The organism is Pseudomonas sp. GW821-FHT02H09, assembly GCF_059421425.1.
This window is the reverse complement of sequence record NZ_JBWKVA010000043.1, coordinates 1-11,443: the sequence shown is the minus strand read 5'-3', so window position 1 is coordinate 11,443 and position 11,443 is coordinate 1. Positions and strand designations below refer to the sequence as shown.

At 51.9% G+C, this 11,443-nt stretch carries 7 protein-coding genes; 2 read left to right on the top strand and 5 right to left on the bottom strand.

Going from position 1 to position 11,443, the window contains the following annotated elements; genetic code table 11:
* The 5 genes from AC07VR_RS31470 to AC07VR_RS31450 form a co-directional block, all read right to left on the bottom strand.
* Positions 1-185: hypothetical protein (locus tag AC07VR_RS31470; protein ID WP_495013626.1), on the bottom strand; the 185-nt coding region annotated here is incomplete at its 3' end.
* Positions 186-257: 72 nt separating this feature from the next.
* Positions 258-3,626, bottom strand: coding sequence for a hypothetical protein (locus tag AC07VR_RS31465; RefSeq protein WP_495013625.1), 3,369 nt, complete (start codon positions 3,624-3,626; stop codon positions 258-260).
* A gap of 87 nt (positions 3,627-3,713) precedes the next feature.
* The gene (locus AC07VR_RS31460) at positions 3,714-6,110 is read right to left on the bottom strand and encodes a hypothetical protein (protein WP_495013624.1); all 2,397 of its coding nucleotides are present in this window, start codon (positions 6,108-6,110) and stop codon (positions 3,714-3,716) included.
* Between the two features lie 121 nt (positions 6,111-6,231).
* Positions 6,232-8,628 carry a hypothetical protein gene (locus AC07VR_RS31455; protein ID WP_495013623.1) on the bottom strand — a complete coding sequence of 799 codons (2,397 nt, stop codon included), beginning with the start codon at positions 8,626-8,628 and terminating at the stop codon, positions 6,232-6,234.
* Positions 8,629-8,675: 47 nt separating this feature from the next.
* Complete coding sequence (locus tag AC07VR_RS31450; RefSeq protein ID WP_495013622.1) at positions 8,676-10,451, bottom strand: hypothetical protein; 1,776 nt, start codon at positions 10,449-10,451, stop codon at positions 8,676-8,678.
* A gap of 203 nt (positions 10,452-10,654) precedes the next feature.
* Here AC07VR_RS31450 and AC07VR_RS31445 point away from each other — a divergent pair, with 203 nt between their 5' ends.
* Both AC07VR_RS31445 and AC07VR_RS31440 read left to right on the top strand, forming a co-directional pair.
* Complete coding sequence (locus AC07VR_RS31445) at positions 10,655-11,200, top strand: hypothetical protein (RefSeq protein WP_495013621.1); 546 nt, start codon at positions 10,655-10,657, stop codon at positions 11,198-11,200.
* A gap of 58 nt (positions 11,201-11,258) precedes the next feature.
* A partial coding sequence (locus AC07VR_RS31440; protein ID WP_495013620.1) for a hypothetical protein occupies positions 11,259-11,443 on the top strand: 185 nt, incomplete at its 3' end.

Below are 11,443 nucleotides of genomic sequence, written 5' to 3'. Positions count from 1 at the left end.
CTGTCGCCGCTATTGAGCGGGTTGAAATTCAGTTGCAGCGGCACGACCGGGCCGCACAGGTTATTGGCCTTGAGTTCAGGCAATGAAATCGCGCAGGTGTATTGCCCGGTACGCGGATCGACTTGGCTAAGTATAAAACTCATGAAGTTGAAGGCATTGGAGTGCACGGAAGTAGATGTCGACATGGCGTTCTTCCTTAAAACATAGACATGTTTAAACAGCGCGACCTGGAGAGATCGCGCCTTGAACCGTCGGCGTTACTGGCCGATAATTTTCAGCTTGTTTCGATTCACACCGTCAAAGCCGATTCTTACACTGTGTTTATTCCCATAGGTGTCATAAACAATCACATTCAACGCCGCGTCGAAATCGGATTTCGCATACCGGTCGTATCGCCAGTATTCACGGCGCTGCAGACTGAACAACACTTCACCTCTAGGCACAGGACTTCCTGGCTTGACAGTTTCTACTGGAAGTTGAAGTTGCCCGCTCAATCGCCGCATAAGGATCTCGTCGATGTGCAAGATCGTCTCGCCCTGATCGTTTTTGTCATCGGCAAGGGCATACCCGGTAATACTGTGAACATCCTCAAGCAAGGTGTCACTTTCCCATTTAACCATGCTTGTATTGCCGATAAACTTGATCTTTTTTATTCCCACCTGCACCTGTTTGATCAACAGTTTCAAATAATAGTAATCCAGCGTACTCAGATCGTTTTCATCGTCTGGATCGCCCTCTACGCGGGTTGGTTCACTTAAGGTAAATACCACCCCTCCCACGGTTCCTGCGTCTGGTGGTTTAACGGCGACAAGGTTAATGACTTTGCGATTAGCCTCGCCGTCATCCGGAGATGGATTGGAATAGATGTCCTCATAGTTATCACTGCGCAACATGGCGGCGACGCGCAGGTTTTCGACTTTATGACACTGAACAAAAAATTCCTTGACCTGCAGCCCTTTCGGCCTGTTCCCCTGAACCTCTAATTGGGAGGCAACATTTGGATGGGGATAGGTGTCGTAAGTGTTTTCGGTTTCGGTGTAATACCATTTATTACCTTCTGGTACCCCGTCCTCCCCCACCTCCGGTAATGGAATTTTTTGATCAGCCGAAACAAGACGGATACTGGCATATTCACTATCCGACAATTCCACCTCTTCCCCATCGACATCGGTGGGCCGAACCCGAACCACAACCCTGGCCTGTTGCAGGCCGTTGGCATACACCGTGGGGGGTATAGGCGTTACTTCAAACTCGAAGGTGTCCAGGGTGTACCAGTTCGACTGCCGGGCGTGGTCGGACAAGTGAATGATGCTGTAGCCGGAAACGGCACCCGCCAATGTGCCTTTTACCACGCTGTAGGGCGCTGTTATGACCGCCGGTGCTGTGAAAAGGCCATCCGACGAGATTGAGCCTTCTCCTGCGACCACCTCCCATTTCATCATATCCGGTGTAACCTCCGCCGGTCCCTGCAACAATGCACGACCGCTGGGCAACAAGCCCGGATGGAAAGCCGGTGTGATCCCCAGCGAGAATGATCCCGAGCGCAGGAGTACCGTGGCGATCGCTGTCTCTTTGGAAACATCATCCTGAATATCGATCAGCACGGTTTCCAGCGTTTTGGCCGGATTTGTCGATGGTGGCGTGTAGACGGCCTCATTGCCGTTGGGGGTCAGGGTGCCAAGACTGCCGCGCAGGGTCCAGGTCAACCTGGAACCGCTCAGCGTGGTGGCCTTGAGCGTCACGCTTTTGCGATCGCTCATGTCAATCAGTGACATCGAAGGGGTCACCACCACGCCGGCCATAGCCACTGTCACCAATGCCGAGGCGGTGACTTCCTTGTCGGTGACTGGGTCGGTATAAGTCGCGGTGACCACGTTACGCGCTGCAGGGCCTTCGAGAAGCTGCACGGCCGGCGCCGTGTATTCACCGTTGACGATCGTCCCCAGGGCCCGACTGCCATCGACACTGCGCACGCTCCAGGTGACATCCGACGCTCTGTAGCCCAGTTGCCGGATGGTGAAGGTTTGTTTTTCGCCGGCCTTGATCACCGGCAAGAGCGGGTCGAGGGTGAAGGTGGTTTCTTTCGGGTCGATATGACCGAACAAGACCAGGTCGCCCGGCAGTCGGGCTTCGGTCAGTTGCAAGGCGTTGCGTTCGGGGAAGAGCAGGTTACTGATGCTCAAGACGCTGATTTCGGGAAGTTCGATCTTATCAAATGATCCGAATTTTTCAGCTATCGGTTTAGTGAGCCTTTCTATGACCTCGGGCTCGAAATGTCCAGGAATATTTCCTGGCAAATCGTAAAACTCATCCAGGTCAATAGGACATTCAACGATCGACCCCGGCAAGCGCCTCAAGACAACAGTATTATCGGAACCACTTATTACGGGGTCCAGAATGATTTTCACCGTAGGTGAAGCATAGATATTAAAATCCCTGTAGCGGTGTTGAGGGATAGCAAGCGGGTTGTAGGCGTGAAATTGATAGGGCTGTGTCTGACGACTATGCCACGTGAGCGCGCATCTATTTTCATCGTTACTGAATACTTTCAACGACTTACCCGGAAGACTACTTGAAAATTCAATGCCTAGCGGACCGCGATTTTTTATATCGTAGTGATTGTACTCGTCAGGGTTCCATGGTAGATAAACACCTGGGAGATCAAACTTTCCACTTATCGCTCGCAAAGACCGAGCTACATAATTAGACGCTGCCTCTCGTTCAAATCTAAGGTTGTTACCAACCTGCTTCTCCAGGAAAAACTGAATATACCAGTCAAACACCACCCGACTGGCCAACACCAACGCCCCCGAATATATCGCTTTACCCGTTTGGGGATCCCGATCATTAGGAATTAAATAATCTAGTGCTTCTTCCGACGGATCATTCCCCTCTGTCGGATTACCCTTGGTCCTGACCAACAGCACCACCGCCCCCTCACCGTAATCGTCAGAGGTGCGGATTTTCCCTTCATCGGTCGCCATGGTCCGGACCAGGAACGAGCGCGGCGCCAGCAAGTCGACATCCCGCAGGTCCAGCATGCCCAACTCGTAGACCCGGTCCTCGGGTTTTTGCTCCAGGAATAGCGCCTTGAAGAAGTCGCCCAGCATTTCTTGTGCCTTGTCCTCGTTAACCAGGTTGCAGCGGCAGTTATAGCCATCGCCGATGTCGACAATGACCCGGCCTTGTTCATTGACCGTGCCTTTGCTGGCCGCCAGGTCAATGTCCATGGTGAGAGTGAACCCTTGATGAGCGCTCACCACATAGCTATAGAGGATGACCCCGGGAACTTGATTGGACCCCTTGCGCACATACGAAACGGTGCCCGAGACAATATCCATGGTCGCGGTCGCCCGGGAGTTGCGCAGCGATGCCTTTTCGAAGCTCAAACGCGGGTGGCTTAATATCAGCCCGCTCAGCTCAAGCACTTCATCGCCATCCGGGGTCATCGCCGGCGCCCCGAAAATACGCTTCAAAAAACTGTCGCTATTGAAGCGGGTAACGTATTGCTGCTCCAACAGACTATTGACCTTGGCGCGATTCATGAAAACCACGGCGTCCCAGCCGAGGGTGATTGATTTGCCTTGCATTCTGTTAGTGAGTTCAACCAAAGAATAATTGGCCATGATTCACCTACCTTAAAAATAATGACATGAAAAAAACACCGACAACCAGGTTACCGGTATTACGGATGAAAGGCCGGTATGGCTTGATCAAATACCGCGAATGGTCTGATTCACCGTTTCAATAAGCTCAGCGTACTTGCCAAGCGGCAACGGAATGGCCGTATGCCCATGTATTTTCACTACTCCCGAAATATTTGCAGTACCCGATATGACCGCAAAGCTTCCAGGGGTAACTGTCCTTGGCTCTGTGTACACACCGTCCGCATCAATACTTCCCTCTCCCGCCAGCAAGTTCCAGGTCAGCGTAATCACCCCGGGGACTGGAACGATAGGACCGTCCTCCCCTATCAAATTAAACCGTACAGTGCCCGTTGCAGGATCACTCGATTCGTGAAGTACCATAGGCACCACAGTGAGCACTTTATTGATGGAGACATAAATATAAGAGACTGTATCGTTAGCGGTATTTTTAATTTCGATTTTATCGATTGGGAAAGGCACCGCAGGATCCATGTTGTTCCCGGCGGTATACTTGCGCTTATCGGGTTCACCGGGAACCGCTGTCAACGTTGACCCCCACTGCGGAGTCAAGATTGTCCATTGCAGAGCCGTGTTCCCCAGTGTTTTGGCTTCCAGATCCAACGTTTGTCCGGTATCGCAGCTGGCATACAGCGGGTTGACCTGCATGGCGCTATGGAGTACCGAAACCAGCGCCGAGCTTTGCACGGGGTTTCCATTCAGCGTCCCCGTGGCGGTCACCATGACCGCAACAAAACCGTTGGGCAGTTGAGCCTGAGACGGTGCTGTGTATCTACCGCTCGAATTGATTACCCCTGGCGTGGTGTTTTCCCCGTCTACATCCCGCACGCTCCATTGAACGTTGTCCGGCATGGGCGTCAAGCTGAATTGCAATGTACTGTTTGCCTCGATGGTCGAGTTCAACGGGGCCATGACCGTGGTGGTGCGCAGCGGATCGATCTCACCAAATACCGCAAGATCTCCGGGAACGAATGCCTCCGTCAGGTGCAAGGCATTGTGGCCGGGAAACAGCAGGTTGCGCAGGAGAAAGGTATCAATGGCGGGCGTCGATAACTCCTTGAGTATTTCCAGGAGTTTAGGCCGAAAAAATTCTTCAATCTTAGGGATCATGTTGATCCCTTCCCATTTCAGATCAAATAAATGATCGAACCCCGTTACTTCCATTTTGAAATTAGAGGAACTCGTATTACGATTGAAGCTGACGACACCCGTATCTTTGTTCAATGCAATATCAAAATTAACACTATAGTTGCAGACAAAGCTTAGATCACCGTAATCCCACTCATCACCCGTCGGCCAAGACCAGTGAATCACTCGACTAAATCGAGTGCTATACGTTTTATTCCAGACAAACTCAATGCGTGTTCCACTGCTCTTTATGGTCAGGGCTGGCCCTCCGTCGTCGAGCTTGAAGTGCGAGTACAAATCCGCTTCGAAAGTCGCAGGAAAATCATCACTGCGAATTCTATAGTCATGAACGAATTTATGTTCGAGCCCACCGGTACTGCCTCGCAAATTCCAGGCAACATCCTGCCCACCGCCATTTTCTGGCGTGTAATCCAGAAAATCAATGCCAAACCCAATATCAGCCTTTGCTGGCCCACGCATGACTTTATCGAACAGCACCCGACTCGAGAGCAGCATAGCGCCTGTATACTTGGCACCGTTTCCGTCTGCTGGAATCAGATAAGGCGAATTTTCATTGGGAAAAGTTTTGCCGTCCTGACCATCCTTCAAGGTAATGAACATCATCACGGCGCCATCGCCATAACGCTCATCTCCGAACAAGGCGAGGGGATCGGATTTCATTGTCTTTATTTCGAAATTCTTCGGTGTCAGGACACCGTTCAACTCGCCCTCCAAACGACCCAGCGGGAAAATTTTCAAACGAGGTGGCAGGTTGTCAAAGTATTCCTGGAACCGCCTGCCCACCTCTTCCTGGGCAAGCGAACCAATGACAAAGTTCGCCATGAAATTATCGGCATTCTTGAGATCGATCACCACATCACCCAGGCCGGTGACCACGCCTTTTGTCACCGGCTGATCCATCCACAATTGCGGTCCGCCAATCGGTAGCACCTGCAGCATTTTCGAAACATAACGAGCACCGCCAGTATGTGCTTTGGTGCTGACAATCATGCCGCCGATCATATCCATGGTCAGCCGCGCTCGGGCCGCAAGGCTGGGATCCGAACTTTCGAACGACAGACGTGGCGCACTCAATTTAAGGTTGTAGATATGCTCCTTGTATGAGCCATCCCCCCAACTCGCAACCATTGATGCGGGCTCAATATATCCATCTTCGGTATTGAACCGTTCGACATACAACTGAAACAGTAACTCGTTTGCCTTGCGTTGATCGTAGAGCGTTACTGCGTCCCAACCATAGGTCAGGGATTTACCTTGCATCGCGCCCACTAATTGCGTCAATGACATCTTGCTCATGATTCAAACACTCCAAAAAATAATTCGAACAACAACACACCCAGAATCAGGCCCACCATTTCACATTTAACGGACGGCTAAACACGACGGTAGAGTCATCCATCTGTGAGTTATATTTTTATCAAGTCCCGCGAATCGTCTGATTCACCGCCCCAATAAGCTCGGCGTACTTGCCAAGTGGCAGCGGAATCACCGTATGCCCATATATTTTCATTGCTCCCGAAATATTTGCGGTGCCGGATATGACCGCAAAGCTTCCAGGGGTAATTGTCCTTGGCTCTGTGTACACGCCGTTCGCATCAATACTTCCCTCTCCCGCCAGCAAGTTCCAGGTCAGGGTGATCACTCCAGGGACTGGAACAATAGGACCTTCCTCCCCGAGCAAATTAAACCGTACAGTGCCCGTTGCCGGATCACTCGATTCGTGAAGTACCATAGGCGCCATAGTGAGCACTTTGTTAATGGTTACATATATATAGGAGACTGTATTATTGGCGGTATTTTTAATTTCGATTTTATCGATTGGAAAAGGCACCGCAGGATCCATGTTGTTCCCGGCGGTATACTTGCGCTTATCGGGTTCACCGGGAACCGCTGTCAACGTTGACCTCCACTGCGGAGTCAGGATTGTCCATTGCAGCGCCGTGTTCCCCAGTGTTTTGGCTTCCAGATCCAGCGTTTGTCCAGTATCGCAGCTGGCATACAGTGGGTTGACCTGCGTGGCGCTGTGGAGCACGGAAACCAGCGCCGAGCTTTGCACTGGTTTTCCATCGAGTACCCCCCTCGCGGTCACGATGACCGTGATAGAACTATTGGGCAATTGAGTCTGCGACGGTGCCGTGTATTTGCCGGTCGAACTGATTTCACCCGCGTTAACGAGTTCCCCGTCCACATCCCACACCCCCCACTCGACGCTTTCCGGCATGGGCGTCAGAGTGAATTGCAACGTACTGCCAGCCTCGATGGTCGAGTTCAACGGAGCCATGACCGTGGTGGTGCGCAGCGGATCGATCTCACCAAATACCGCAAGATCTCCGGGGACGAACGCCTCGGTCAGGTGCAAGGCGTTGTGCCCGGGAAATAAAAGATTTCTGAGCAGAAACGTATCAACCGACGGCAGTTCAATTTTTTTAAGCACGTCGTAAACCAGGGACTGTACCCTGCCGGAAGTAGCACTTTTTGTTACAGACTCGCCATCCTCATTCCAATAATGCGCTGCATTTCCACTGAACGTAGTACTCGCATTACTGCGAACAATAGTCGGACTGCCTAACTCGACATGATGGGTTTCCTTATCAAGTGAGGCTTCAAGCTTCATGCCAATGTCATAAGTACAGCGATAACCAAAATTATATTTTCCGGTGGCTGCCGGCACTTTGCATTGCCCCGAAATAGAGCCAGCCCAATCAATACGCAGACTCCCCCCCGAACCATAACCCACTTTCAAGCCGGTTCCAGAACTGCCTACCCACTTGAATTGATAAGGAAATGGTTCCATTTTACTGTTTGTGTAAGAGTCGCGTTGATTGGCTGCATCCCAATACCTATACATGACAGTACTAAAACCACCACTGCCCCCACCGGCTGTCGCTTCCAGGGTAGAAGCAATTTCTTGACCCGAATGTACGACCCTGAAAATCAACCCATTTCCAACGGAACGCTCTATTGCCGGCTTCAAAATCTTTTCAGCAAGAACTTTACTGGAAAGCAACATCGCCCCTGTAAACCTGGCGCCGTTTCCGTCTGCTGGAATCAGATAAAGCGCATTTTTATTGGGAAAGTTGCTGCTGTCCTGACCATCCTTCAAGGTAATGAACATCATCACGGCGCCATCGCCATAGTTTTCGGCCCCCATCACGGCTGTGGAGTCAGACGCCATTGTTCGTATGACGAAGTTTTTGGGGGTCAATACACCATTTGAATCACCACTCAAACGCCCCAATGAAAAACGTTTTTGTTCCGGGGTCAGTTCTTTAGCAAAATACTCCTTGAAACGCTTACCTACATCGTCCTGGGCAAGCTCCCCTATAACAAAATTTGCCTTGAAGTTATCGGCATTCGTGAGATCAATTACCATCTCACCCGGCCCAGTGACCACGCCCTTTGTCACCGGCTGGTCCATCCATAATTGCGGCCCGCCGATAGGTAGTACTTGCAGCATTTTCGACACATAACGAGCACCGCCAGTATGTGCCTTGGTGCTGACAATCATGCCGCCGATCATATCCATGGTCAGCCGTGCCCGGGCCGCAAGACCGGGATCCGCACTTTCGAACGACAGACGCGGTGCACTCAATTTAAGATTGTAGAGATGTTCCTTATATGACCCATCCGCCCAAGGCATTGCCATTGAGATAGGTTCGATATACCCATCTTCGGTAGTAAACCGCTCAACATACAACTGAAACAACAACTCGTTTGCCTTGCGTTGATCGTAGAGCGTCACTGCGTCCCAACCATAGGTCAGGGATTTACCTTGCATCGCGCTCACTAATTGCGTCAATGACATTTTGCTCATGGTTTGATCATCCCTGGATAACACGCTGAACGGCCATACATCCAGACTCAGGCCACTAACTTCAGTTGCAAATTCTTGAATGCGAAGGTTGAATGCCCGCCATCGAAACTCACGCTGCCTTTCAAAGTGAATGTCGCATTCAGCGCAATACCCGTCAGGTGTGTTGTCAATAAGCGAGCTGTGACACCGCCCTCGACTTCTTCAGGCAAGACCGGGCGCACAGCAAGAATTTCCCGACCTTCAATGCCGCTGGCGGTTAGCCACAGGCGCACTGTTTGTTCCGTCGAAATGAACGACCAGAGGCCCACACTCAACAAGGCCCCCGCTGCCGGGATATCCGAAAGTTTCAAGGTGGCCGGCGAACCAATCTGCGCGCCTTCACATTCGATGGACGGATGGCTGGCGAACTCGCGAATAAAGAGTTGTAAAGGAGGCTCGGCGTCTTGTCCGGCTACGCTGTACGTCACCTCAACGGTTTTACCGAAGTTCGGCGGTAGCACGGTCGACGGTACTTTGAACTTCATCGGGTTAAATTGACTGGGCTCCTGTACTTCACACGAGCCACTGGCACCGAAGCCTTTCCAGTACGCCGTCACCGTATCCCCGTCACCGATCGTGGCGGCGGAAGGAATCGCGATATAAGCACCGCTGATGGCCATTACCGGATTCAACTCATCCCGGCCATTGGCAACTACACTGCGATCAACCGTCGGTGTCGGCAACACCAGGGGTTCTCGCACGGTCAGCTCCAGGGGGATGCCGGAGCCGGCGGCATCGGCCCGCGCATACTGGTAACGCAGGGTCACGGCGCCACCACGATTGTCGAGCAGCCACTGGGCTGCGATCGGTACTTCAATTTTGCCGCTGTCGATAATGGATCGGTCGATCTTCAAGTACTGGATGGTGTTCTTGTTCGGGCCGCTGCCTGATCCGGTGCGCGTTCCGTAAACCAGCACATCGTCACCGATGCGAATGCCCGGATAGACCGGAATCGCCACGCGAATGCCCTCGGGAAACTGGCCGGGGTTGATCACGGTGCCCGTCAGGTCCTTGACACTCGGTGCTGCAAGCTCAGGCACTGTGGGCGGCGTCACCAGAATCGTGCGTTCTGCCGACTCGGTGTCAGCCTGTGCGGTGAGCGACGCATAGGTGATCTCGTAATGCAGGGTAATCGAGCCCCCGCGCAGCGCCACGGCGCTGGTTCTTGGCACTGTCCAGCTCAACACCTGCCCCGGGTTGTTGGTGGGATCGGTATCGGTATCGCTCAAGGTCTTGGTAAAGGGGCCAACGGTGGGACCGGGATTGCCATCGGCACGTGTTCCCATCCAGAAAAGTTTGACCACATCACCGTTGGACATCACGGTATAAGGCACTACCGCGATCGTCATATTGCCTTCAATCGCGTCAGGGTCCAGCTGGTTGTCATGGGACTCTTTGATCTGGGGAGCGGATAACCGGCCGTCCTTGCCAATACCGAAATGGATTCTCTTGGACTCTTCCTTGGGCTCGCCTGTGACGCGCTCAAGAAAAAACGAATAAAACACCTGCCCCTTATCCAATGCCTGCACGAAGTGATTGGCGATCTCCATCAGGAACCCCGACGGCGTCTCATTGCCCGGATCTACATCGATCGGAATATCCGTAACATCTACCGGCGTACCATCCTGCGCCAGTCCAAGCCAGCTCTGATAAAGGGTATCGCCAAGTGCAGGATTGTCGTACTTGGCATACGTTGGGAGAGGGGCTCCGTTCAAGGCTTGCGGATCAATTGTATTATTGATCAAAAGCGGAATGTTCGGCCCCTGCAGATCGCCTGCTGCCATGTTGCTACTCCTCACACTAATACGAATGAGTGGAACGTTAATCCACGAAGAAACCTGAATATTTCAGTACGTTTTACGCTCGATTAATCATGCTGGGTACTAGCAGAACTGCTAGGTTGCCAAAGCCGCTACGGGTGCTAAAGTCGGGCAAAAGGCAACACCACACTCCCACCTCACGCGGATCAGATTCGAGGTATCCCATAATGAATTATCCCAAAACAGTACTGACTACTTGCGCATGGATGATGTTTTTCGGAGTAAGCAGTTTTGCCGCAGCGCAAACCGCTCCGGTCAAACAAGACGAATCCCGGAACACGTACGGGCGAATACACTTTAACAATGATAAAGGTGAAGAAAAATGCACATTAGCCATACCCGCGACCAGCCAGACTTTTAATTTCGGTGCGAGCAATCAATATTGCGAGAACAATATGGTTGCCACCTTCTGGCTCGAAAATGTTCCTTCGGCGACGTTGATTCAGTTTTATGAAAATGAAGCGTGTTCGGACGCGAAGGTTAGTAATAATTTTTTCTTCAAACTTAAAACCGTTAAACAGCCGACTGACTGGTCCAATCCTGGTGTTGCAACCCTGTCCATTGATGAGCTGAGAAGATCGAGTGCCGGCGAACTAATCCCGAAAAAGAATACGCGCGTGGAAGACGCTTACGTGGGGGCTAATTTCGCCACCAAGAATCTGAACGAGCGACTCAGCTGCGTTTATATCGAACGTTCTCAACCGGCCAACTAATCACCTCCGTTGTTGTCTGGCATCACTCTATCCCCCCGTTTGCAACGAGGCTCTTTCCATGGCCATTTCCACTTCCGTGTCCTCTAACGCCTTCAACTTCATGAATTTCATACAAAGTCAGGTTGACCCGCGTACTGGGCAATACACCTGCGCGATTTCATTACCCGAACTCAAGGCCAATAACCTGTGCGGCCCGGTCGTGCCGCTGCAACTGAATTTCAACCCGCTCAATAGCGGCGACAG

What these genes read in the sequence shown, in the direction of transcription:
- AC07VR_RS31460 (WP_495013624.1), bottom strand. Translation starts at nt 6,110, where the DNA reads ATGAGCAAGATGTCATTGACGCAATTAGTGGGCGCGATGCAAGGTAAA.
- AC07VR_RS31455 (WP_495013623.1), bottom strand. Translation starts at nt 8,628, where the DNA reads ATGAGCAAAATGTCATTGACGCAATTAGTGAGCGCGATGCAAGGTAAA.
- AC07VR_RS31465 (WP_495013625.1), bottom strand. Translation starts at nt 3,626, where the DNA reads ATGGCCAATTATTCTTTGGTTGAACTCACTAACAGAATGCAAGGCAAA.
- AC07VR_RS31450 (WP_495013622.1), bottom strand. Translation starts at nt 10,451, where the DNA reads ATGGCAGCAGGCGATCTGCAGGGGCCGAACATTCCGCTTTTGATCAAT.
- AC07VR_RS31445 (WP_495013621.1), top strand. Translation starts at nt 10,655, where the DNA reads ATGAATTATCCCAAAACAGTACTGACTACTTGCGCATGGATGATGTTT.